Consider the following 23,579-nt stretch of genomic DNA (forward strand, 5'->3'; position numbering starts at 1 on the left):
GTTGATTGCCCATTTGATGCTTGATCCGCTTCATCGGACTTCTGCACGGATCATGCATCTGGAGGTCTTGACGTACTCTGCCAATATACCTAACTCTACAAAGAATTAGGAACATACTAACTCAGCTAATTTTAGCCTGGTATGGCTGGAGGCCGAGATGTCCGAACTGGAACGCCCGGAACGATTGCAGATCATGCTGACCGTCGATGAACTGGCGGCATTGGAGAACTGGCGCTTCGACAAGCGCATGCCGAGCCGGTCGGCTGCGGTACGCGAACTTTTGAGGCGAGGCCTCACAGCCGATGGCTTCCTGACGGCGGCGCATGGGACCAAGTCGCGCGACTTCGGCATTCTGCCGCATTCTGCCGATGGTGACGGGGCAGCCGAGGGGTCTTCCAGCAGCGAACAGTGAATCTCCAGCGACCCCGTTCGCCCGCCGCACCTCGCATGGCCTTCACGGCCACTGGGTATCATCAAGCAGCTTGGTTTATCTGTGTGGCCCCTCCGCCGTCGGTTGACAGAGCTGGCGTTGCAGATACATTGCACAGGACTATACAGGTGCAATGAACAGGTATGCCTATGGTCCGCCGCGTGGTCCCATCGTCTCCCGGTACGGGCAAGCCCGAACAGATCGCCACGGTTCTCGAACATGAAATCCGCTCCGGTGTTCTGGGCTTCGGCGACCGGTTGCAAAGCGAGAACGAGCTCGTCCAGCGTTTCTCCGTCAGCCGCAACACCGTTCGCAAGGGCCTCGAGGAACTGTCCAGCCGCGGGCTGATCACCACCAAGGTCGGCATCGGCTCTTTCGTCACCTTCGATGGCAAGCCCGTCGATGACTCAATCGGTTGGTCGCGGGCGCTCGCCAACGCCGGCGCAAATGCCGAGACGCGGACGCTGCGGCTCGAGGTGATCGAGGCCCTGATCTTGCCGCACTGCTTGGTATAGAAAACCCGTTTTTCATCGCTGTCGATCGGGTGCGCACCAATGCCAGCGACGGCCATGCTATCTCCATTGAGCGCAGCCGCCTGCCATTGTCACCCGAACTGGAGGACGTGCCGTTACGCGGTCTGCGCGAAGGCTCGCTCCACCAGACGCTCCGCGGCGCCGGTCTCATTCCAGACCATGGCGAGGAATGGGTCGGCATCGAAATGCTCAACCCAGAGGACGCCGCAATCCTCGGCTGCCCGCAAGGCACGCCGTTCCTGCGCGGTTGCCGCTTGACCCGCGCCGCCGATGACCGGCCGATCGAATATGTGACCAGCCTGCTCAACCCGGCGCATTTTGCGCTGCATATGAGGTTCTGAGTGATGCCGGACGACACCGGGAACATAACCGATCGGGCCATGGGAGCGCTTGTGGGCGGGGCACTGGGAGATGCGCTGGGAATGCCGACGCAGCTTTTGTCGCCGGCGCGGATTGCCGAACTCTACGGTCATGTCGAGGACTTCATTGCTCCTTTCGCCGACCATCCGGTGTCGAAGGGACTCCCGGCCGGGACGATCACCGACGACACAGAACAGGCGCTTCTGCTTGGCCGTATCCTGGTCGAATCCGGTAACCGGTTCGACCATGCGCGGTGGGTCAACGCGCTGCTCGACTGGGAACGCGATGTCAAGGCGCGCGGCAGCTACGATCTGCTGGGACCATCAACCAAACGCGCCATCGACGCCATCAATAACGGTATGCCAGCCGAGGAAGCGGGACGCAGCGGCGACACAAATGGTGCAGCCATGCGCATCGCGCCAGTCGGCATCATGATGCCGCCAGAGCCGCTTGACGCACTGGTCGGCAAAGTGGCCGAAACTTGCAGGGCGACGCACAACACGTCAATCGCAATCGCTTCGGCCGCAGCGGTCGCTGCCGCCATCAGTCGCGGCATCGCTGGCGGTGACTGGCGCGCCGCTTCCGACAGAGCCATCGCCGGGGCGAGGCACGGGGCAACGCTCGGCTATTGGGTGACCGGCGGTGACATCGCCGCGCGCATTGGGTGGGCGCAGAAGCTCGTACGCGGCAAGGAGACGAGCGACGCGATCCGGCTGATCACCGATTTGGTCGGCACCGGCGTCGCCAGTCAGGAGTCCGTTCCGGCTGCATTCGCGGTGCTGGAAGTCGCCGGCGGCGATCCCTGGCAAGCGGCAGTCATCAGCGCCAATCTCGGTGGCGACACCGACACGATCGGCGCCATCGCGGCCGGCATGGCCGGTGCCTGCACCGGCTTTTCCCGATTGCCACAAAAACACATCGCCCGGATCAAAGGCCTAGACATTGGGCGGGTGCGCGCGCTCGCCGCCGACTTGGTCGCCCTGCGGACGGCGAAGAGCAGGTCCGGCAAGGATGCGGCAGCATGAGCGGGCGTCTCGTCCACATCGGCAGCGCGGTAGTCGACTATGTCTACCGCATCGATGCCTTGCCGGCACCGGGCACGGAGAAGACCGCATCGAGCTTTGCACAAGTCGCCGGCGGCGGCTTCAACATGATGGTCGCGGCCAGCCGCACCGGCATGAAGGTGGTGTTCGGCGGCCAGCTCGGCAGCGGACCCAATGGCGACTTCCTGCGCGCGGCCTTAGCCACGGAGGGGATCGAGACACTGACGCGGGCATCGCCGGTTCTGGACAGTGGCAATTGCGTCGCCATGATCTCGAGCGATGCCGAGCGCACCTTTGTCTCGTGGCCTGGTGCAGAGAGTTTGCTCAGCCTTGACATGATGGCGCTCATTTCGGTCGCACCGGGCGACTGGGTGTTCACCTCCGGCTATACGGTTAGCTATCCGGGAAGCCGAGAGGCGCTTGTCGACTGGATCGAGGTGCTGCCGGCGGAAATTCCTTTGGTCTTCGATCCGACGCCGATCATTTCAGACATTCCGCGCACCATTCTCGACCGGGTGCTGGCGCGCACGAGCTGGCTGAGCTGCAACGCCGCCGAAGCGGCTGAGATCGCCGGCACCGGCGATGTCGAGGCTATTGCTGCCCGGCTGCTGGCCAGCCACTGCCCCAACGCGGCAGGCGTGGTCGTCCGCGCTGGCGCAAAAGGCTGCTTCGTGCGGCTGGCCGACGGCACCGCCCAAGATGTGCCCGGGTTCAAGGTCGCGGCGGTAGACACCAACGGCGCCGGCGACACTCATATCGGCGCCTTCGTCAGCGCGCTCTCGCACGGCGTGTCGCCGTTCGAAGCGGCGCGTTACGCCAATGCGGCGGCGGCGCTCTCGGTCACCCGCCATGGCGGGTCGATGGCGCCGAACGACCAGGAGATCCAGCGATTCCTCAGCCATGACGATCGACCGACGACCGTGCATGGCCGGAAACAAGAGGCCCATTTCTGACAGCCTAATGGGATAACAAGCCCGCCAACCGGGCAACAATGAGAGGAACGAACATGCGCATGCCCAAACTGACTGCTTTTCTGACGGCAACCGCTGTCTTCGCTTCGGCGCTTACGCTGGCCGCCAGGGCCGACGAGGTGCACGTACTCAACTGGAAGGGCTATGGCGCCGACGAGCCCTGGGCCATAGCCGCCTTCGAAAAGGCAACCGGCAACAAGGTCGTCAACGACTTTTTCAATTCCGAACAGGAAATGCTGACCAAGCTCAGGACCAATCCCGGCCTTTACGATGTCGTCATGATCAATGCCGCCTTCAACGATCAGGCGATGGCGGAAAAGCTCATTCAGCCGATCGACACGTCCAAGCTGGCGAACTATGCCGACATCAGCAAGGACAAGGCCGGATCATCGATGCTTGTCCATGACGGCAAGGTCTATGGGGTGCCGTGGGTTTGGGGGCTGACGGCGCTCGCCATCAACGACAAGTCATTCGACAAGCCGCCGACCAGCATCGCCGAAATGTGGGATCCCGCCCACAAGGGCCGCGTTACCATCCGTGACGATGCCGTCGAGGCCGTGCAGTTCGGCGCCATCGCTACCGGCCAGAACATCAACGACGTCAAGGACATGGAGGCGGTCAAGGCGAAGCTGACCTCGCTGATGCCGCAGATCAAGACGTTCTGGAGCTCGGAGAACGACTGGAACCAGATGGTTGCCTCCAACCAGATCGACATCGGCACCTATTGGAGCGGCTCGGCCGACCGCGCCAAGACGCATTTCAAGCTGCCGGTCTCGCTGGTCATTCCCCAGGAGGGTGCCGTCGCCTGGCTTGACGCCTTTTCCATTCCGGTCGGTTCCAAGAACGTCGCCGGGGCGCAAGCCTTCATCAACTACATGATCGACCCAAAGTTCTATGTCGAATGGGTTACCAAGGTCGGCGCGCCGGTGTCGGCCAACACCAAGGCGGTCGAAGCGCTGCCAGAGGGTTCCTTCAACCGCAAGGTGATGGGCGACCCGGCAGTCGCCAAGCGCATCCAGTTCCAGGCGCCGATTACTGACGCGCAGCGCGAGACCTATCTGGCGCTCTGGCAGCAGCTCAAGGTCGACGTGAAGTAACAGCAGAAGCCGCGATCAGCCGACCATCAATGTCGGCTGATCCTTCCTATCCTGGGAGGAGATGTCATGGCAGTACAGATCGCAGCCGCGTCGCGCAGCGGGCTGAGATCGGCCTTGCCGCTGTTGGCGCCTGCCTATCTCTGGCTGACGGTTGCAATTTTCCTGCCGCTCTCGGCCATGGTCTTCTTCTCCTTCATGACCGATCTGCCGCTATCGGGAAAGCCGTGGGCATTCACGCTCGAAAACTATGCCGCCTTCTTTTCACAAAGCCTTTACCTGACATTGCTGGTGGCCTCGCTGCGCCTCGGCCTCGAGGTGACGCTGTGGTGCATCGTCATCGGTTATCCCGCCGCTTACGTGCTGGCCAAGGTGCTGAAAGGCCGCAGCCGCGAGGCGATTTTCCTGCTCGTCATCCTGCCGTTCTGGTCGAACGGGCTGGTGCGCATCTTCTCGTGGGCGATGGTGCTGCGTGAAGGGGGCATTCTCGACACAGCGCTCAACGCCGTGCTGCCGTTCAAGATCAACATTGATCTCATGTATTCCTATCCGGCCGTCATCATCGGGCTGGTGCACTCCTACGTGCCTTACATGGTGCTGACCTGCTATCTGACCCTGCAGGCCATCGATGACTCGCTGATCGAGGCTGGGCGCTCGCTCGGCGCCTCGCGGCTGCAGGTGCTGAAGCGGGTCATCATTCCGCTGTCGATGCCGGGGCTAGTGGCGGGCGCAGTACTCATCTTCGTGCCGGTCGTTGGCTCGTTCATGGAACCGCGCATCCTCGGCGGCCGCACCGGCACCTTCTACGGCACTGTCATCGAGGACCAGTTCGTTGCCGTGTTCAACTGGCCGCTGGGTGCCGCACTGTCCTTCATCCTGCTGGCTGTGGTGCTGGTCATCCTGGCGGTTACTTCGCCGGTGCTGCGGAGGGCCGCTTAGTGGCGACGACCCGAATCCTGGAATGGCTCGGCCGGGTCTACATTCTGATGCTGCTCGCCTTCCTGTACCTGCCCATCATCATCATGGCGCTGATGTCATTCAACGTCTCGCCCTTTTACCAACTGCCGTTCGAGTGGACGACGGAATGGTATGCCTCGCTCTGGCAGAACAATCAGCTGATCGCGGCCACGCGAAACAGCGTCGAGATCGCCGTCATCACTACCATCATCTGCACCGCGCTCGGCACCGCGGCGTCGCTAGGGCTCTATCGCTACGACTTCCGCGGTAAGAAATTCCTGCAGGCGCTGCTGTTTCCGCCGATCGCCATACCGTGGCTGATCACTGGCACGGCGATGCTGATTTTCTTTTTCGGCGTTGGCATCGGCCGCGGGCTGCATGCCATCCTGCTCGGCCACGTGGCGTTGGCGCTGCCCTATGTCATCGTCGTCGTCTCGGCCCGGCTGCAGACATTTGCGCCAGAGCTCGAAGAGGCGGCGCGCTCGCTCGGCGCCAATCAATGGCAGGTGACGAACCGCGTCACGCTGCCCTGGATCATGCCGGGCGTCATTGCCGGCGGGCTGTTCGCCTTCGCCGTGTCCTTCGACCAGTTCGTCGTCTCCTACTTTCTGTCGACGCCCGGCCAAACGACGCTGCCGGTCGAAATCTACGCGGCGATCCGCAAGGGTTTCACGCCCGAGATCAATGCTGTCTCGACGATCATCATTGTTGTGTCGATGGCGCTGATGCTGCTGACGGCGCGCTTCTTCAAATTCGGCGGAGAGAAATAATGGCGGGCGTGCAGGTATCGAATGTGTCGCGCAGTTTTGGCGCGCACAAGGCGCTGGACGATGTCTCGATCGATTTCGCCGACGGCGGCTTCTACGCCCTGCTCGGTCCCTCCGGCAGCGGCAAGACCACGCTGCTGCGCCAGATCGCAGGCTTCGACTTTCCCGACTCTGGTCGCATCTCCATAGGCGGCGAAAGTGTTGAGCGGGTGCCGGTGGAGAAGCGGCGCATCGGCATGGTGTTCCAGAACTACGCGCTCTTTCCCAATATGAGCGTCTCCGACAATGTCGCCTTCGGACTGTCGGTGCGCGGCGAGCCCAAGGCGGTGATTGCCAGCGAGGTGCAGCGCGCACTCGACCTCGTGCAACTCGGCACGCTCGGTGGTCGCCGGCCGCACCAGCTCTCCGGCGGCCAGCGCCAACGGGTGGCGCTCGCTCGCGCGATCGTCACCACGCCGCGCGTGCTTCTCCTCGACGAGCCGCTCGGCGCGCTCGACAAGGCGCTGCGCGTGGACATGCAAATCGAATTGAAGCGTATTCAGCGCGAGATCGGCATCACCACGATCTTCGTCACCCACGACCAAGAAGAAGCGCTGACGATGAGCGACCGCATCGGCATTCTGCGCGATGGCAAGCTGGTGCAGGAAGGCCCGCCCGAGGAGATCTACGATCGGCCGAAGAGTGAGTTTGCCGCCACCTTCCTGGGCGACGCCAACATCCTTCGCGGCAACGCCACTGGTACGGGCATCCGGCTGCCTGACGGAACGGGGATTGCCGCAGGCGCGGGGGCTACGCTTGTCGCCGGCATGAAGGCGAGCTGCGCCGTGCGGCCCGAACGAATCCGCATCGCCACCAATGCCGGCGTTCCGGACCGAGCCCATGCCAACATGCTCACGGGGCGGGTCTCCAAGCGTATCTTCGCCGGCAACAACAGCACATATTTTGTCGATCGCGATGGCCAGACAATCAAGGTCATCGTGCAGAACACCGGCATCGAAAAGCTGGCGGAAGGACAACAGGTGGTGCTGCGCTGGTCGTCGGAGAGTACGGTGCTGATCGACGCGAGCTAGCAGATCCAATCCTTCAGTCTTGCCAGGCGTCCGCAATCGGGGAAAGCATGGTCGGGCAAAGTGTGAAGCGGAATACTCGATGTCGCTTGAATTGAATGCGGGCGACCAGTCGATGCTGCATGGCGAGCAAGGCTCGGCAGCGGCTGCCGCCATGAAGATCCTGGTCGCCTTCGCGAAGGCGGTCGGCGCGCGCAAGTTGCTGGACATTGCCGGTGCCCATATCGACGGCTGCCTCTATCACGGCCAGGCCAGCCTCGATTTCGTCGAAAGGCTGATCGAGGGCGGCGGCCGCGTTCGGGTGCCAACGACGCTGAATGTCGGCTCGTTCGATCTGATCCATCCCGGACTGGTGAAGATGACGGCCGCGGAAGAAGTGCCGGCGCGCCGTCTGATGAAGGCGCATCTGGAACTCGGCTGCCAGGCGACCTTCACCTGCGCGCCTTATCAGACGCGGTTTCGGCCAGGGTTTGGCGAGCAGATTGCCTGGGGTGAATCCAATGCCATCGTCTTTGCCAATTCGGTGATCGGTGCGCGGACCAACCGCTATGGCGATTTTATCGATTTGTGCTCCGCAATCACCGGGCGCGCGCCAGCCTGGGGATTGCACCTGATCGAAAACCGGCGTGGCCAGGTTCTGTTCGAGCTGACTGGCGGTCTCGAGCCTACCGACGCCCTGTTTGTCGGCGTCGGGCTGATCGTCGGGCAAAGGAGTGGCGACCGTATTCCGGTGATATCGGGCCTGCCGCCGCCGCGCGACGAGGACCAACTGAAGGCACTGGGGGCGGCAGCGGCAACGACGGGTGCGGTGGCGCTATTTCATGCCGTCGGCATCACGCCGGAGGCGGAGACTCTCGATCAGGCGTTGCAAGGCCTGGTGCCGGAGGAAAAAATCCGCATCAGCCGCGCCGACATCGACCATGCTCTGGCCAGGCTGTCGAGCGTCCCCGACGGCGTGCTGCTTGCCGCCGTCTCGTTAGGCACGCCGCATTTCTCCCATGAGGAATGGATGCGCCTGTTGCCGTTGCTGCGCGAGGTCGCGCCGGGCAGAGGCGTTCCGATCTATGTCAACACAGGGCGTGCCACGCTGGCGCGGCTGCAGGACGAGGGCGCACTGGCCGGCATGGAAGCATTCGGCCTCGTTCCGGTCGCCGACACCTGCACTTACGTCACCACGATCATCGAGCGCCTCGACGGTGTGGTGATGACCAATTCGGGCAAATGGGCGCATTACGCACCTGGCAATATCGGTGCCTCGGTGGCCTTCGGTGACATGGAGGACTGCGTCCGCTCGGCTGCGGCCGGCCGCGTCGTGCGAGGCGCGCCATGAAGGCACCGGCCAGAACCGGTACATTCCACCTTTCCGGCTCGGCACAAGGCCCGGCGCTGGTGCTTTCGCAGGCGCTCAGCTTCTGGGGCGGGATCGAAGTCGAAACGGGCGACATCATCGACCATTCGCATCCGGACCTGGGCGGCAACATCGCCGGCAAGATCCTGGTGATGCCGAGCGGGCGGGGGTCGTCGTCCTCGTCTTCGGTTCTGGCCGAAGCGATCCGCAGGGGCACGGCGCCGGCCGGCATTATCCTGGAGCGGCCGGACCCGATCCTTGCCGTCGGCGCCATCGTTGCCGAATTCCTCTACGAAATCAGCATGCCGCTGGTCGTCTGCGAGATATCAGGCATTGTCTCCGGCGACCGGATCGCAATCGGTCTGGGCGAAGATGCCCAAGCGATGGTGAGCAAGATCTAGCCGGCCATCAGTCCCGCCGCGCCCCGCCGCCAGTAGGCTGCCGCCAATGTTTCGTTGCGGCCGAGCGTCAGCGTGCCACGCCAGTGTTCGCGCACGGTCCTGGCGGCGGCTGCTTCGGCCGCGAACCAGCCGAATGGCGAACCGGTCGGCCATGCGACCGACCGGATGGCGCGCGCCAGCCTGTCGTCGAGCCCGGCCGGCACGCTATTTCTCGGCAGCCAATGCAGCTCGATACCGGTCTCGTTGTCGATGGCCTGCCGTTCGCCGTCGTCGGCGATCTCTATGAACGCCACGCCTTTGGTCTCGGCGGGCAGCGTCTCCAGCATGCGGGCCAGCGCCGGCAGGCCGGTTTCGTCGGCGCCCATGAGATACCATGATGCCGGTCGTACCGGACGGCCGACCGGCCCCATGATGCCGATCTTCATGCCAGGCGCCGCCTGCATGGCCCAGCAGGCGCCGACGCTGTCGCCGGGATGGATTAGGAAGTCGACGTCGATGATGCCGTTTTCGACGTCGAGGGCTCGAATGGTATAGACGCGCGCTACCGGGCGCCTGTCGTCCGAGGGCCAGGCCGGCAAGCCATTGCTGCCAAGCACGGGCCAGAGCGGATCGGGGACATCCCTGGTCGGGAACAGCATGCGGATATGCATGCCGCCGAATTTTGCGAAGCGCGTCAAATCCTCGCCGGCGAAGCGGATGCGGCGCATATGCGGGGTCAGGTCGCCGACCTGGGTGACGACCATCTCACGGAACTGCGCAAGGCGGGTTTCTTCGGCGAGATCGCCGGTCCAGACGATCTCGGGTTTTTCTTCCTTGGCATAGACTTCGACAGCGGTAGCCAGCAGGTCCTTGATGCGGGCCAGCCCATCGCGGTCGGCGGCGTTGGCCCGCATCACCAGCCGCTCCATGTCAAGGGACGCGTCGCCGAAGGCGAAGCGGAAGTCGAGCCGCTGCCCCTCGCGCGAGGCATCGGCATCGAAGCTTTGCAGCCTGTCGCTGATGCGGTCGATGTAATGCGGCAGGTTGCGCAGGTTCAAGCGCGCTTCGCAGGCCAGTCCGCTCGCTGATGCTTGCCTCATTCTCAACCTCCGATCCTGCCTGTGAGCGCCACCTTGAAGGTGCGGCCCTTGCCCTGTTCCGTTGCCGCCGTCGTCGACCAGGCGCTTTGCGGGTCGGTGTAGGCGGTGTTGAAGACGTTATCGACGCCGAAATCGAGTTTGGCATGGTCGTTGATGCGCCAGTTGGCAAAGACGTTGACGAGGTCGAAGCCTTCATCCACCACGGCCGGCGCGTCGGGGTTGGTGCGGCTTGTCCGGGTGATCTTGCCGACGCTGAGATATTGCGCACCGACGGTGAGCTGGTTCTCCAGCATGCGGAAACCGACGGTCGCCGAGAAGCGGTCGAGCGGCGTGTTGTTCAGCGCCTGGCCGGAGTAAACGCCGCTGACGACCTTGGCGTCGATCAGGGCGCCGGCGAGGTTCACGAAACCCCAGCCATAATCGTAGACGGCCTCGGCCTCGATGCCCTTCAGCCGTGCGTCGCCGATGTTGATCGCCGTGCGCGGCAACACAGTGAGGTCGACGTCGATATAATCTTCGACGGCGGTGTGGAAGACGTTGACCTTGGCACGAAACAGGTCACCCGCGGCCAGCACATCGTCATATCTCAGATTGATCCCGGCTTCCCAGTTCTTCGCCGTTTCGGGCTGCAGAAGCAAATTGGGCTGGTAGCTGTCGCCGCCGCCATGCGCGCCGCCGCCGCGGTAGACGTCCTGCAGGCCCGGCGCCCGGTAGCCTTCCGAATAGGTGCCGTAGAGTTGGAAGCCTTCCAACGGCGTCATGCCGACGGTAAGGCGGGGCGACCAGCGATCGCCCGAAATCGAGGCTTCCGCCGGCGGCACGGTCTTCGTTTCGCCGTCGAGCTGATAGCCGTCATAGCGGACAGCGGCAATGACCTGCAGCCAGTCGCTGTAGTCGCCCTGCCATTGCAGGAAGCCACCATAGCCCTGCTGTTCGCCGGCGCCGAAATGCGCGGCGTCCGACGAAGCCTCCAGATAGTAGTAATCGAGGCCGTAGGTGAGGGTGTGAGCGATCTCCCAGGCATCGAAGCGCGAGGAGTTCTTCAGGTTGAAGCCGCTCGTTGCGAGGTCGTAGTAGCGGAAGTTGCCGATCGCCGTTGCCGGCCAGACCTGCGTCTGCTCGGCGCGCGTGCGGTTGTGGTAGGCGTTGACACTGAGGTCGATCAGCTCGTTGTCGTCCGGCCTCCACGTATAGCCAGCCGTATAGGTCTGGTTGGTCGTGTCGGTGTCGTAGCGGCTCAGCGTCGGCGAGGTCGAGCCGCTCGATCCGGTGACCTGGTCGCCGTAGCGCTGCAGGATCGCGCCGAGCTTGAGCTCGTGGCCGTCGGCGGGCCGCAGGGTCGCCTTCATATAGCCGCTGGTGATGCTCTCGCCGGTCCACGGCACGGTGTCGCCATTGCCATCGGTGTAGCTGTCGCGGTCGCGGTAAATGAGGTTGCCGATGATGTCGGCGTCGTCGCTGAAACGGTAGGCGCCGGTGGTGCTGGTGGTGAAGCCGTCGCCATTATCCTCATAGCCCAGCTTCTCGCTCAGCGCCCAGCGTTCCTCCTGCTTGAGGAAATCGCCGGCATCCCTGGTCTCGAAGGAGACGACGCCGCCGATGCCGCCCGAACCATAGGCATTCGAGACCGGGCCGCGAATGACGGTCGCTTCCTTGATCAGTTCCGGCTCGACATAGAACGAGCCCGAGCCGTGTCCGACGCGCCAGTAATCCTGGCGGGCGCCGTCGAGCGTCACCACCACGCGGCCATATTGTTCGAGGCCGCGAATGTTGATGGCGGTCGCCGGATCGTCGCCGTTCATCGAGGCGGCAACGCCGGGCGTGGTGCGGAACATGTCGGCGGCGGTGTCGGGTTGGATGCGTTCGAGCTCTTCCTGATCGACGGCGCTGATGGCGGCCATCGATTCGATGATCGCCGTCTTGATCATCGTCGCCGAGATGGTGATCAGGTCGAGCACGGTCGGCTCGTTCTGCCCAGTCCTGGCCTGCTGGGGCGGCTTGACCGGCCGGTCGGCCTTGGCGGCGGCGCCCTTCTTCTCCGGCTCCTGTGCTGCGGCGGGCGGCGCGGCACACAGGCCGAGCGCGAAGGCGAGCGCGGTGCACGCCATCAAGGTTTTGTTGCTTGTCAGTTTCATGCGTGCAGCCCCGGAAAAGCAAAGATTGCTGGCGGCGGCCGTTGGCCCTGGCTGGCATGATGGAGAAGCCTCGACACGCGGGCCGGGCAGGGCTACTTATTAAAACATGATGATAATAGTCAACTTAATTTTACAGGCCGCGACCATGACCGAATTATCTAAAATGGAGCAGCGAAACGGCGGGGTCTGCAGCGGTAGACGGTGGAGGCAGACGCGCTGGTTTCAATTGGGCGGGATGGTGGCGGTGCTGATGCTGGCGCTTTCTGCTCTTGCGCCGTCTTGCGGCTTCAAGGCGCTGGCCGCCGAGACGATTGTCGATGCATCGGGGCGCACCGTCGCGACCGGTCCGGGAACCAGGATCCTGACACTCGGTTCCGATGTTACCGAGATCGTCGATGCGCTGGGTGCCGGCGAGCGGATCATCGCCGTCGATCGCGGCAGCAAATATCCCGCTTCCGTCGCGCAAAAGCCCAATGTCGGCTACCGGCGCAGTTGTCCGCCGAAGGCTTGGTCGCGCTTCGCCCGGACCTGATCCTGGCGGCCGAAGACAGTGGGCCGCCGGAGGCGATCGAAGTGCTCAAATCGCTGGCGATCCCGATTGTTCTTGTCCCGGAAGACAACAGTCCTCAAGGCATCGACCACAAGATTACGTTGATCGCTGCCTCGCTCCACCTCGAGGACAAGGGCAGGAAGGTTTCAAGGCAAGTGCTCGACGCCTTCCAGGCCGCTGCCGACCTGGCCGCGAAAATGCCGGCCGAGCGCCGCAAGAAGGTGGTGTTCTTCCACGGCCTCGTGCGGCTGAGTGCTGCCGGTGCGGGCACTGCGGCCGACGCGATCATCCGCTATGCCGGCGGCATCAATCGATGGCCGTAATGCAGGGTTACAAGGCAGCGTCGGAGGAGAAGCTGATCGAAATGGCGCCCGACGTCATCCTGATGATGAGCGACGGCAAGGGCGGACCCACCGCCGAGCAGGTGTTCGCCACGCGCGCGCTGAGCGCCACGCCGGCGGCGAAGGCAAAGGCGCTGATCGTATTGGACGGCGCCTATATGGTCGGCTTTGGCCCGCGCACCGCCGATGCAGTCCGCGACCTGGCGCAGGCGCTGTATTCGGAGACAGCAGACGCCGACTAAGTCATGAACTTTATGACGTCATGTTCAGTGGGTACTCGCGCCCCATCTGCCCCAAGCTTCCGTTCAGATCTCCGGGATGCTTTCCCTGAAGATCACCTGCAGCCTTGGCTGGTGCAGTTCGTAAGGCAATCCCCTGACCGCATGGGTCAAGGTGTTGAGCGCTTCGCGGGCTTCGACGCGCGGGTTCTGGTCGATGACCGCGTCGAGCGTGCCGTCGAGCAAAAGCTCCTTGGTGCCTTCCGTTACTTCATGGCCGAGAAAGACCGTCGACAGTGCACGCCCGCGTTCCCGTAGCGCGCGGGCGATGCCGGTGTTGCCGGCGCCGACATTGTAGATGGCGGCCAGGTCCGGGTGCCGATCCAGCAGGGCGGAAGCCTCCGAATAGGCCTTTTCCCGATCGTCGAGCATTTCGCGCATCTCGACGATCTGCAGATTGGGCGATTCTTCCGTCAGTATGTGGCGGAAGCCCATCTCGCGCTCTTCGTGGCCGCGGTAGGAGAGCGAACCGGCGAACAGCGCGACCTTGCCCGGACGCCCTGCACCCATGAAGCGGTTGAGCAGGTAGCCGGCGAGCCGGCCGGCGGCGCGGTTGTCGATGCCGATATAGGCGACCCGCGGCACATGCAGGATGTCGGAAGCGATGGTAACGACCTTGACCCCGCTGGCCGAAAGCGAGCGGATCGCCTCGCGCACCGTCGGATGGTCGAGTGCGATCACACCGACGCCTTGCGTCTGTCCGTGCAATTCCTGCAGCAGCCGGGCAAGCCGGTCCGGATTGAAGCCTTCGATAGTGGCGACGCGGACGTCGAGGTCCGGCCGCGACTGCGCCTGCGCCTCGATCTGGCGGTGCAGCATCTTGATGAAGGAATTGGTGCCGGCGGGCAGGGCGAAATCGAGCCGTATAACCTCACCAGGTATCGCGTTGCGCGAGTTCGGATTATTCGAATTTTCAGCGATATAGCCAAGCCGTTGCGCCGTTTCGAGCACGACCTCGCGGGTGCGCGCCCTGACCCCGGCGCGGTTGTTGAGCACACGGTCGACCGTAGCGGCGGAAACGCCGGCTTCCCGGGCTATGTCTGTCAGGGTGGACCGCACTGTCGATCACCTCATTCCAAAATGCGCCAAGGGCGCATCGAGATTACGCATTTCATGGGTCCGCTGTCGAAGCGGCAGCTTCATCGCCAGCCGCGATTCTGATGGGAAATGATGTAACCAGCCTTGGCCGATACGCAAGCTGCCGCGCTACACCAAAATGCCGAAACGGACCAAAGCGAGGAGGTGGGCAGCCTGGCTCCCTCAAATTCAAGCACCGGCTTCAGTGTGAGTGCCTTGATACACGCCATTCGTCCCCTCCCATGAGATGTTATGAGGCGTCTTGATTATTTATGATGTTGACAGGCTTCGTATAGTGCCGTCAATATCCATCATAAGGGCCGTGGAGGAACAAGGCCCTGAGGGAGGAGTTCCAATGTCGAATTTGATCCGCGTGTCGCGGCGCCGTTTGCTGGCGTCCGGTGGAAAGGCGGCAGTCCTTGTTGCTGCCGCAGGTATCGCACCGAAATTCATTCGCCCAAGCCGTGCCTATGCGGCCGATGCCCTGGCGCCCGGCATGATCGGTGGCCCGACGGGCTTCGACGGCTCGGAGCGCTATCAATATGGCGCCGACACGCCCGAGGGCCGCGCCATTGAGGCGGCCAAGGCGATGAAGGGCGCCGGCAAGGCGCCGGCCAAGATCGTGCTTGGCCTGTCCGATGGTTCGATCGGCCAATTGACACAGCCGTTTCCGGCCGGTGCGCCGTCGATCAAGGATCTCTGGGAGAAGGAAACCGGTATTCCGCTCGAGATCGTCGGTGTGCCGAATGGCCAGGAATTCACCAAGACGATGCAGGACATCTCCACCAAGGGTGGGGCGTATGACATCTACGCGGTCGAATGGAACCGTCTTGGCGACCTCGCCGAAACCGGGGGCATCCTCAAGCTCGACGACTTCGTCGCGCAGTACAAGCCGGAATGGGACGATCCCGAGCGCGGCTATGTCAATGGCGCCAAGGGCGTCTCGCTGCTCAATCAGTATCGCGGCTCGACCTATGGCGTGTCGCTGGATGGCGACTTCCAGACCTGGGTCTACCGCACCGATCTGTTCGGCGACGCAGCCGAGAAGAAGGCCTTCTCCGACAAATACGACTATGAACTGGCGGCGCCGAAGACCTGGAAGCAGCATGACGAGATCGCAGCCTTCTTCCAGCGCCCGGACAAGGGCCTGTTCGGCTCGACCGATCTGCGCAACCAGGGCTGGGGCTATACCAACTGGTATCAGCGTTATGTCTCAATGGCTTCGCCCAATCAGTTCTTGTTCGACGATACCGGCAAGCCGCTGATCAATTCGGAGCAAGGTATTGCGGCGACCAGCGAGTACATCGCGTCGCTTGCGCACCATTCGCCGGATGCGATCTCCTGGGGCTGGCCGGAGCAGTACGGCAATTTCGCAAAGGGCGGTGCGGCCATGACCTGCGCCTTCTCCAATCTGCCGAAATTCCTCGATAATGCCGGCAACAAGGATTCAGCTGTCACCGGCAAGATCGGCTCGATGCTGCCGCCCGGCCGCGAGATCGACGGCAAGCTGGTCAGCCGTTCGGTGCTGTGGCTCAATCTGTCGGCGTCGGTGTCTTCGCAGGCCAAGAACCCGGAGGCCTGCTACCTGTTCCTGCAATGGCTGGGATCTAGTCGCATCTATGCGTGGATGACCGCCAACCCGGGCGGTTACTTCGATCCGTTCCGGCTGTCGGATTTCTCCGATCCGCTGGTCCGCCAGACCTATCATGCTTACCACATGGACGTGGTGCGCGAGACGGTCGCCCGCACCGTGCCCACCATCAACTATCCCGGCGCCACCGCCTTCCACAATGCGCTGGACGAGAACCTCGTCGCCGCGCTGACCAAGGCCAAGACAGCAGAGCAGGCGATGGCCGACACCGAGGCCGAGTGGAAGAAGATTGCCCGCCGCACCGGCGAGGAGAAGCTTCTCGAAGCCATCAAGACCAACAAGGAGGCCTGGCCCACCGTTCTCGATCCGATCGCCTGATCCTCCCGGATCTTACCAAGAGGGGAGGAGTGATTGCTCTTCCCCTCGATAACGAAGGACCCAGCAAAGCCGCAAGATGAAGCGTTCAGTTCCTTTCGAGATATTCCGCTATGCCGCGATCTTTGCGGCAATGGCGGTGACGCTGGTGCCGATCCTGTGGATGATGTCGATGGCGTTCAAGCCGATCGCCGAATGGTCGGCGACCGGCGCCGACCTGACCTGGTGGCCGAAGAACCCGACACTCAGCAATTTCCGCTTCGTCTTCGGTGAATCGACCAACAATCTTATCGTCGCGCTCGACCGCACAGCTTTGAAGCCGATCCTGTCGTCGCTGCTGTCGGCCACGTTCGGCACGGCGATCGCCATGTCGGCGGGCACAGCGGCGGCCTACGGGCTGTCGCGCTTCAACTCGGGCCAGAACCTGCCGCTGGCGCTGATCCAGCTTCGCCTGTTTCCGCCGATGGCGGTCATGACCCCGGTGATGATCATGTGGGCCTTCCTCAACTTCACCGACAGCTGGTGGGGGCTGTCGCTGATCTACGGCATCGTCACGCTGCCTTTCGCCTTCTGGCTGATGAAGACCTTCTTCGACGACATGCCGCGCGAGATCGAGGAGGCGGCACTGGTCGAGGGCTGTTCGCGGTGGCGCGTCTTCACCCGCATCACGCTGCCGATGATGCGGGCGCCGCTGGCCAGTGCCGCGCTGTTCGTCTTCATCCTCAACTGGTCGGACTATCTGATTGCGCTGCTTCTGACGACGCGCGAATGGGTCACGGTCCCGGTCTACATGGCCTCGCTGTCCTCCTCGATGACCGGACAGCTCTACGGCGCCAAGGCAGCTCTCGGCCTGATCGCCGCGGTGCCGCCGGTGATCTTGGGCATCGCCATCCAGCGTCATCTGGTGCGCGGGCTGACCTTCGGGGCGCTCAAGCAATGAGCTCGGTGACAGCCACGATTTCGGAGGGCGACATGCAAGCCTCCAAGGCGGCGTCGGTGTTGCCGGACGAGGGCGCGCGGCTCGGATTCCGGCTGACCCTGCCGGCGCAGATCCTGGTGCTGTTCATCGCCGTCTTCCCGCTGCTGATGCAGCTCTACATCAGCCTGACCGACTGGTCGCCGCTGTCGGGCACCGGCTGGTGGAATGCCTGGTCGATGTGGAACAGTTTCGCCAATTACACCGACCTTGCCGCGGACGCGCGCTTCTGGAGCGCGCTGAAGCGCACGGCCATCGTCATGATCGTCTGCGTGCCGGCGGAGTTCCTGCTCGGCCTCGCGCTGGCGACGCTGTTTGCGGACGAATTTCCCGGCAAGCGGATCTTCTATTCGATCCTCTTGATGCCGATGATGGTGGTGCCGGCGGTGGCCGGCTACATGTTCTTCATGCTGTTTCAGTCGGGCGGCCCGGTCAACGACATCCTGTCGGCGATGTCAGGCTTTCCCGTCACCATCGCCTGGCTCTCGGATCCGACGCTGGCGCTGATCGCGGTGATGGTCGCCGACATCTGGCAGTGGACGCCGCTAATGTTCCTGATCCTGCTTGCCGGCCTGGTCGGCGTGCCGGAGGACCAGATCAAGGCGGCGACGCTGCTCGGCGCCAACCCCTGGCAGCGCTTCGTCACCATCGTGCTGCCGAAGATGAAGACGATCATCATCATTGCGCTGGCGATCCGGGTGATCGAGAACTTCAAGATATTCGACACCCTCTACATCATGACCGGCGGCGGTCCCGGGGTCGCTACCGAAACCATCTCCGTTTACATCTACAAGCTCACCACGCAGGACCTGATCTGGAGCTATGTGGCGGCAATCGCGCTGGCCATATTGATCGTGCTGTCCATCGCCGCTGTGTTTGCCATGAAACGCATGGCCCGGGTACGCGAGGTGGCGGCATGAGCACGATCCATCTGCAAAACCTTGTCAAGAAATTTGGCGACTTCACTGCGCTGCAGACGATGGATCTGGCCATTGCCGACGGCGAGTTCATGGCGCTGCTCGGGCCGTCCGGCTGCGGCAAGTCGACGACGATGAACATGATCGCCGGCATGGAAGAGCCGACCAGCGGCAAGATCCTGTTCGGCGAACGCGACATGGCCGGCGTGCCGATGGGGCGGCGCGGCGTCGGCTTCGTCTTCCAGAACTATGCGATCTTCACTCATATGAGCGTGCGGCAGAACCTCGCCTACGGCCCGAAAATGCGCGGCGCACCAAAGGCCGAGATCGACCGCCGCGTCGGCGCCATTGCCGAGATGCTGCAGCTGACGCCGCTGCTCGACCGCAAGGCCGACCGGCTTTCGGTCAACATATTGCAGCGGGTGGCGATTGGCCGTTCGGCGATCATGGAGCCGGCGATCTTCCTGCTCGACGAGCCACTGTCCAATGTCGACGCCGCCTTCCGGGCGGTGATGCGGACCGAATTAAAGCAACTGCAGCGGCAGTTCCGGCAGACCATGGTCTACGTCACCCACGATCAGCTCGAAGCGATGACCATGGCCGACCGCATCGCGGTGATGGACCACGGCGTGCTGCAGCAGGTCGGCACGCCACTGGAAGTCTACAACAACCCGGCCAACGTCTTCGTCGCCCGCTTCATCGGTGCGCCGGGCATGAACCTGCTCAAGGGCTGGTTGGCGGAAAGTGACCGTGGCCTGGTCGTCGATCTTGGCCCACTCGGGGCGACGCCGCCGCTGCCGGTCGAGATCGCCGATGCCGCCAGCCGGATGCGCGGCGAGGTGTTTTATGGCTTTCGACCGGAGCAGGTGACGCTGGCCGAAAGCGGCCGTGGCCTCTGCATGCCGGTGAGTTTCGTCGAGCGGATCGGCGCGCGCACCATCATCCATCTTGGCGAGGGAGAGACCGCGGTGAAGGCGGTGTTCGACAATGATGTCGGGCTGGCGATCGGGCAGACAGCCGTCGTCGCGCCTGCGGCGGAGGCGGTGCGCGTCTTCGACGCCGCTACCGGCCTTGCGTTGAGAGCAGGTTGAGATGGCCGATATCGTTTTCCGTAATGTGACAAAACGCTATGGCGGCACGCTGGCTGTCGACGATGCCTCGTTCGCGGTCAACGACAACGAGTTCTTCTGCTTCTTCGGGCCGCCGCTGTCGGGCAAGTCGACGATACTCCGTCTGGTGCTCGGGCTGGAAACCCCGGACACGGGCGAGATCCTGATTGGCGGCAAGCCGGTCAACACGGTGTCGCCGGCGGAGCGCAATGTCGCCATGGTGTTCCAGAATCTGGCGCTGTTCCCGCATATGAGCGCGCGCGACAACATCCGTTTTCCTTTGGTCGAGCGGAAGGTGGCAGAAGCCGAGATCGAAAAACGCGTCGCCGATGTCGCGGCCAAGCTGCATATCAGACATATCCTGCACAAACCGCCGGCGCAGCTTTCCGGCGGTGAGCGGCAGCGCGTCGCGATCGCCCGCGCGCTGGTGCGTGATCCGGCTGCCTATTTGATGGACGATCCGATCTCGGCGCTCGACGCCCGGCTGCGCGAGGAGACGCGCGTCGAGCTCAAGCGCATCCAGCGCGAGCTCGGCAAGACGCTGATCTATGTCACGCACGACCAGGAAGAGGCGATGTCGGTCGCCGACCGCATGGCCATACTGGAGAGCGGCAAGATCAGGCAGATCGGCGCGCCGGCCGAGATCTATGACCGGCCGGCCAGCACCTATGTGGCGCGGCTGCTCGGCTCGCCGATGATGAACATATTGAAGTCGGTGCACGGCGCGGAAGGCGTGGAGGCGGCCGAAGGCACGATCCGCATCGCGGACAAGGCGGCGCCGGCCGATGCCGTCGAGATCGGGCTCAGGCCGGAAGACATCAAGGTCAAGGCCTGGTCGGATGGAATCTCGGACGGGGGCGCGGGCCGCCCGGCGCGAGTGTTCGAGGTCGAGCCGCTCGGCGGCTACACCGTGGTGACGCTCGCCGCCGGGCAGGCGCGCCTGCGGGCGCTGTTGCGCGGCCAGCCGGACATCAGGCCGGACGCGATGGTGGCGATATCCTGCGAGCCGGGCAGGGTGCATTATTTCGGGCAAAGCGGGGAAGCGCTGGCAAGATGACGGCGGCTGCAAGAAACGAGCTTCGGGAGGAACATATGGCAAGCGAAGAAATAGCGGGCAACGGCTTCGAGCCGGACGTTAAAGTCCGCACCAGGGAATACAGGATCGGCTGCGTCGGCGCCGGTATGATCATGGCCGAATGTCACCTTGCCGCCTACAAGGAAGCCGGTTTTCCGGTGGTGGCGATCGCCTCGCGCACCAAGGCCAGCGCCGAGAAGGTCGCCAAGCGCTGGGATATCCCGACCGTCCATAACACGCCGGAACAACTCATCGAGGACAAGAACGTCGAGATCATCGATCTTGCCTTTCCGCCGGACCAGCAGCCGGCGCTGATCCGCCATGCGCTGAACCAAGCACATATCAAGGCGATCCTGGCGCAGAAGCCACTGGCGCTGTCGCTCGATGAAGCCGTCAAACTGCGCGACGAGGCGGCCAAGGCCGGCAAGATCCTCTCGGTCAACCAGAACATGCGTTACGACCAGTCGATGCGCGTCTTGAAGCAGATCATCGACAGCGGCGCGCTCGGCGACATCGTCTTCGCCCAGATCGACATGCATGCGATCCCGCACTGGCAGACCTTCCTCGAGGACTATGACCGGCTGACGCTCGCCAATATGAGCGTCCACCATCTCGACGTACTGCGCTTCTTGTTCGGCGATCCCCTGGAGATCACCACCCTGACCCGCAAGGATCCGCGCACCCGCTTTGATCATTCGGACGGCATCATCGTGTCGACGCTGCGGTTCCCGTCCGGCGTGCTCGCCGTATCGCTGGAGGATGTCTGGTCCGGTCCGCGCCAGGAGGGCTACCAGGACGACCAGCACATCAACTGGCGCGTCGACGGCACCAAGGGTGTCGCCAAAGGCACCATCGGCTGGCCGACGGGCGCTGCGTCGACGCTGACCTACGCCTCGACCGAGACCACCGATGGTCAATGGGTGACACCCAGCTGGGACACGATGTGGTTCCCGCATGCTTTCATCGGCGTCATGGAGCAGCTTCAGCACGCGGTTAAGACGGGCGAGCCGCCAGCGCTGTCCGTCGCGGACAATGTCAAGACCATGGCGCTGGTCGAAGCCGGCTACCGCTCGATCGACAAAGGCCGGACGGTCAAGCTTTCCGAAATATCAACTGACTGAATCACTTACAGGGAGGAATTCACACCATGATGCAGGCAGGTATTTTCACGGGTTATTTCCCGTATGGCCTCAAGGAAACCGCGCAGAAGATCCGTGCGCTCGATTTCAACACCGTGCAGCTCGACCTGCATTTCAGGGATATCGACCTGTCGTCCGGGCAGATCACCAAGGACAAGGCCAAGACCGTCCGCGATACGTTCCGCGACCACAATCTGCCGATCTGCTGTGTGTCGGGCTACACCAACATCATCCATCCGGATATGGGCGAGCGCGAGAGGCGCGTCGGCTATTTGAAGGAGATCATCCGCAACGCGCGCCATTTCGGCACCCCTTACGTGATCTCGGAAACGGGTACCTACAACACCGAATCCGACTGGGTGCATCACCCGAAGAACAAGACCGAGGAAGGGTTCGAGGAATGCCGCAAGGTCATCGCCGACCTTGCCCAGACGGCCTATGACCACGGCGCGGTCTTCCTGCTCGAAACCTATGTCAACAATGTCGTCGGCTCGGTCGAGGAGACGGTGAGGATGTTCGCGCAGGTCGACCACCCAGGCCTCGGCCTGTTGATGGACCCGACCAACTATTTCGAAACCCACAATATCGACCGGATGGATCAGATCCTGAACCAGGTGTTCGACACGCTGACCGACAAGATCAAGATCGCCCACGCCAAGGACGTCAAGCGTTCCGGCGGCGACAAGTCGGAGAAGCACGCAGACATTGGCGACGAGGACGCGCTGGAGAGCCACACTTTCCGCGGCGTCGGTGAGATCGAGCTGCCGGCGCCCGGCCTCGGTTCGCTGAACTACGACCTTTATCTCAAGCGGCTGGCCGAAAAGCACCCGAACATCCCGGTCATCATCGAGCATCTTTCGGAAGACGACGTGCCGCGCGCCAAGAAATTCCTCGATGGGAAATTCCGCGCCAACGGACTGTGATGGCGCGGTTCGGCTACGAAACAAGGGAGGAAGAGAAATGTTGAAATTCGCGTTGAAAATCGCGGCTGCCGCGACGGTTCTAGCCGGTGCAACGCTGGGTACTCCGGCGGTGGCGCAGGACGCCCAGAAGACGTTCTACCTGTTGTCGCATGGCGGCCCGTCGGATGCCTTCTGGATCGACTGGAATGCCGGCGCGACCAAGGCCTGCGACCAGCTCAAGGTGACCTGCAAGATCTCGTTCAGCGGCGGCGACATGGCGGCGCAGAAGGAAGCCTTCAACTCGGCACTCGCCGCCAAGCCGGACGGCATCGCCACGACTTCGGCGCAGCCCGGCCTGTGGACCGAGGAGGTCAAGGCAGCGAAGGCGGCCGGCATCCCGATCGTGTTCTTCAACACCGACGATCCGGCAACCGGCCGGCAAGCCTATGTCGGCGCCGACCTTAGGGAAGCCGGTGTCATCTGGGCGAAATATCTGGTCGACCACAAAATGGTGAAGCAGGGCGACAAGGTGTTCCTGCCGGTCGAAGTGCCGGGTGCCAGCTACCAGCAGCTCGAGACCGAAGGCATTGCCAGCGTCTTCGATCCGCTCGGCATCAAATATGACGTGGTCGATTGCGGCACCGATCCGGCCGGCATCATCGCCAAGATGACGGACTACATGGTGGCCAACAATCCGCCGGCAATCATCGCGCTCGGCGATTCCGTCGCGGCCAGCGTCAAGCGGGTGTTCGATGGCGCCGGCGTGCCGGCCGGCAAGATTCCGGTCGTCGGCTGGGGCAATTCGAAGGAAACGGCCGAGTCCGTCAAGGCCGGTTTCGTCAACGCGGCTGCCTGGCAGTTCCCGTCGGCGCAGGGCTTCATGCCGGTGGCGCTGCTCGGGTTGGCCGCCGCCGGCGAACCGATCGGCTACGACATCCACACTTTCAGCCTCTACGACGCCTCGAGCGTCGAACCGATCCTGAAACTCTACAACAAGTGATTGGAACTGACGCCCGCCGCGCAGGCGGGGGGCGTCACCCTGAGATATGGTCCAAGCAGTCATG

Annotated in this window: 25 protein-coding genes; 22 read left to right on the top strand and 3 right to left on the bottom strand. The window is 63.1% G+C overall.

The features are described from left to right. Positions 1 to 157 precede the first annotated feature (157 nt). From NKH63_RS01085 to NKH63_RS01135, 11 genes are all read left to right on the top strand, one after another. Positions 158 to 412, top strand: a complete 255-nt coding sequence (locus NKH63_RS01085) for a hypothetical protein (protein ID WP_023721298.1) — start codon at positions 158 to 160, stop codon at positions 410 to 412. A gap of 161 nt (positions 413 to 573) precedes the next feature. After that, positions 574 to 945, top strand: coding sequence for a GntR family transcriptional regulator (locus NKH63_RS01090; RefSeq protein WP_352917613.1), 372 nt, complete (start codon positions 574 to 576; stop codon positions 943 to 945). A 29-nt stretch (positions 946 to 974) separates the two neighbouring features. After that, positions 975 to 1,304: a UTRA domain-containing protein gene (locus tag NKH63_RS01095; protein WP_352917614.1), complete on the top strand. Its 330-nt coding sequence runs from the start codon at positions 975 to 977 to the stop codon at positions 1,302 to 1,304. A gap of 3 nt (positions 1,305 to 1,307) precedes the next feature. Continuing rightward, positions 1,308 to 2,348, top strand: coding sequence for an ADP-ribosylglycohydrolase family protein (locus tag NKH63_RS01100; protein ID WP_023721296.1), 1,041 nt, complete (start codon positions 1,308 to 1,310; stop codon positions 2,346 to 2,348). Beyond that, the gene (locus NKH63_RS01105; protein WP_352481613.1) at positions 2,345 to 3,319 is read left to right on the top strand and encodes a PfkB family carbohydrate kinase; all 975 of its coding nucleotides are present in this window, start codon (positions 2,345 to 2,347) and stop codon (positions 3,317 to 3,319) included. The genes NKH63_RS01100 and NKH63_RS01105 overlap by 4 nt, the downstream gene beginning before the upstream one ends. Before the next feature lie 53 nt (positions 3,320 to 3,372). Next, complete coding sequence (locus tag NKH63_RS01110) at positions 3,373 to 4,434, top strand: ABC transporter substrate-binding protein (protein WP_352481612.1); 1,062 nt, start codon at positions 3,373 to 3,375, stop codon at positions 4,432 to 4,434. 66 nt (positions 4,435 to 4,500) lie between these two features. Further along, positions 4,501 to 5,370 carry an ABC transporter permease gene (locus NKH63_RS01115; RefSeq protein ID WP_352481611.1) on the top strand — a complete coding sequence of 290 codons (870 nt, stop codon included), beginning with the start codon at positions 4,501 to 4,503 and terminating at the stop codon, positions 5,368 to 5,370. Next, entirely contained in the window at positions 5,370 to 6,158 is a 789-nt protein-coding gene (locus NKH63_RS01120) for an ABC transporter permease (protein WP_031194613.1), read from the top strand. The genes NKH63_RS01115 and NKH63_RS01120 overlap by 1 nt, the downstream gene beginning before the upstream one ends. Next, positions 6,158 to 7,225: an ABC transporter ATP-binding protein gene (locus NKH63_RS01125; protein ID WP_352481610.1), complete on the top strand. Its 1,068-nt coding sequence runs from the start codon at positions 6,158 to 6,160 to the stop codon at positions 7,223 to 7,225. The genes NKH63_RS01120 and NKH63_RS01125 overlap by 1 nt, the downstream gene beginning before the upstream one ends. Before the next feature lie 79 nt (positions 7,226 to 7,304). Beyond that, on the top strand, positions 7,305 to 8,552 hold the full coding sequence (locus NKH63_RS01130) for an aconitase X (protein ID WP_352481609.1): 1,248 nt from the start codon (positions 7,305 to 7,307) through the stop codon (positions 8,550 to 8,552). Further along, on the top strand, positions 8,549 to 8,971 hold the full coding sequence (locus NKH63_RS01135; RefSeq protein ID WP_352481608.1) for an aconitase X swivel domain-containing protein: 423 nt from the start codon (positions 8,549 to 8,551) through the stop codon (positions 8,969 to 8,971). Before NKH63_RS01130 ends, NKH63_RS01135 begins: the two co-directional genes overlap by 4 nt. Here the strand turns inward: NKH63_RS01135 and NKH63_RS01140 are convergent. Then, a complete protein-coding gene (locus NKH63_RS01140) occupies positions 8,968 to 10,050 on the bottom strand; it encodes an SIP domain-containing protein (RefSeq protein WP_352917615.1) in 1,083 nt (360 codons plus the stop codon). The genes NKH63_RS01135 and NKH63_RS01140 overlap by 4 nt on opposite strands. 2 nt (positions 10,051 to 10,052) lie before the next feature. Continuing rightward, positions 10,053 to 12,185, bottom strand: a complete 2,133-nt coding sequence (locus NKH63_RS01145; protein WP_352481606.1) for a TonB-dependent hemoglobin/transferrin/lactoferrin family receptor — start codon at positions 12,183 to 12,185, stop codon at positions 10,053 to 10,055. 250 nt (positions 12,186 to 12,435) lie between these two features. Between NKH63_RS01145 and NKH63_RS01150 the strand changes: the two genes are divergently transcribed. Genes NKH63_RS01150 through NKH63_RS01160 form a run of 3 tightly spaced genes read left to right on the top strand, consistent with a single transcriptional unit; the run spans position 12,436 to position 13,318 of the window. After that, entirely contained in the window at positions 12,436 to 12,717 is a 282-nt protein-coding gene (locus tag NKH63_RS01150; RefSeq protein WP_352481605.1) for a hypothetical protein, read from the top strand. Then, positions 12,693 to 13,058, top strand: coding sequence for an ABC transporter substrate-binding protein (locus NKH63_RS01155; protein ID WP_352481604.1), 366 nt, complete (start codon positions 12,693 to 12,695; stop codon positions 13,056 to 13,058). Before NKH63_RS01150 ends, NKH63_RS01155 begins: the two co-directional genes overlap by 25 nt. Then, the gene (locus NKH63_RS01160; RefSeq protein ID WP_352481603.1) at positions 13,049 to 13,318 is read left to right on the top strand and encodes a hypothetical protein; all 270 of its coding nucleotides are present in this window, start codon (positions 13,049 to 13,051) and stop codon (positions 13,316 to 13,318) included. The genes NKH63_RS01155 and NKH63_RS01160 overlap by 10 nt, the downstream gene beginning before the upstream one ends. A 63-nt stretch (positions 13,319 to 13,381) precedes the next feature. Here the strand turns inward: NKH63_RS01160 and NKH63_RS01165 are convergent, their stop codons facing one another. Continuing rightward, complete coding sequence (locus tag NKH63_RS01165) at positions 13,382 to 14,413, bottom strand: LacI family DNA-binding transcriptional regulator (RefSeq protein ID WP_023721287.1); 1,032 nt, start codon at positions 14,411 to 14,413, stop codon at positions 13,382 to 13,384. A gap of 373 nt (positions 14,414 to 14,786) precedes the next feature. On the opposite strand from NKH63_RS01165, the gene NKH63_RS01170 reads away from it, so the two are divergent. The 8 genes from NKH63_RS01170 to NKH63_RS01205 all read left to right on the top strand — a co-directional run bounded on the left by NKH63_RS01170 (position 14,787) and on the right by NKH63_RS01205 (position 23,515). Continuing rightward, on the top strand, positions 14,787 to 16,400 hold the full coding sequence (locus NKH63_RS01170; protein ID WP_352481602.1) for an extracellular solute-binding protein: 1,614 nt from the start codon (positions 14,787 to 14,789) through the stop codon (positions 16,398 to 16,400). A gap of 76 nt (positions 16,401 to 16,476) precedes the next feature. Continuing rightward, positions 16,477 to 17,337 carry a carbohydrate ABC transporter permease gene (locus NKH63_RS01175; RefSeq protein ID WP_352481601.1) on the top strand — a complete coding sequence of 287 codons (861 nt, stop codon included), beginning with the start codon at positions 16,477 to 16,479 and terminating at the stop codon, positions 17,335 to 17,337. Then, on the top strand, positions 17,334 to 18,293 hold the full coding sequence (locus NKH63_RS01180; protein WP_352481600.1) for a carbohydrate ABC transporter permease: 960 nt from the start codon (positions 17,334 to 17,336) through the stop codon (positions 18,291 to 18,293). Before NKH63_RS01175 ends, NKH63_RS01180 begins: the two co-directional genes overlap by 4 nt. Continuing rightward, the gene (locus NKH63_RS01185; RefSeq protein ID WP_352481599.1) at positions 18,290 to 19,381 is read left to right on the top strand and encodes an ABC transporter ATP-binding protein; all 1,092 of its coding nucleotides are present in this window, start codon (positions 18,290 to 18,292) and stop codon (positions 19,379 to 19,381) included. The genes NKH63_RS01180 and NKH63_RS01185 overlap by 4 nt, the downstream gene beginning before the upstream one ends. A gap of 1 nt (position 19,382) precedes the next feature. Continuing rightward, positions 19,383 to 20,456, top strand: coding sequence for an ABC transporter ATP-binding protein (locus tag NKH63_RS01190; protein ID WP_352481598.1), 1,074 nt, complete (start codon positions 19,383 to 19,385; stop codon positions 20,454 to 20,456). 35 nt (positions 20,457 to 20,491) lie between these two features. After that, on the top strand, positions 20,492 to 21,595 hold the full coding sequence (locus tag NKH63_RS01195; protein WP_352481597.1) for a Gfo/Idh/MocA family protein: 1,104 nt from the start codon (positions 20,492 to 20,494) through the stop codon (positions 21,593 to 21,595). 26 nt (positions 21,596 to 21,621) lie between these two features. Continuing rightward, positions 21,622 to 22,536, top strand: coding sequence for a sugar phosphate isomerase/epimerase family protein (locus NKH63_RS01200; RefSeq protein WP_023721280.1), 915 nt, complete (start codon positions 21,622 to 21,624; stop codon positions 22,534 to 22,536). A 37-nt stretch (positions 22,537 to 22,573) separates the two neighbouring features. Then, the gene (locus NKH63_RS01205) at positions 22,574 to 23,515 is read left to right on the top strand and encodes a sugar ABC transporter substrate-binding protein (RefSeq protein WP_352481596.1); all 942 of its coding nucleotides are present in this window, start codon (positions 22,574 to 22,576) and stop codon (positions 23,513 to 23,515) included. The last annotated feature ends 64 nt before the right edge of the window (positions 23,516 to 23,579 follow it).

The sequence above is a fragment of the Mesorhizobium sp. M0960 genome (assembly GCF_040319055.1).
In the GTDB taxonomy this organism is placed as follows: Bacteria; Pseudomonadota; Alphaproteobacteria; order Rhizobiales; family Rhizobiaceae; genus Mesorhizobium.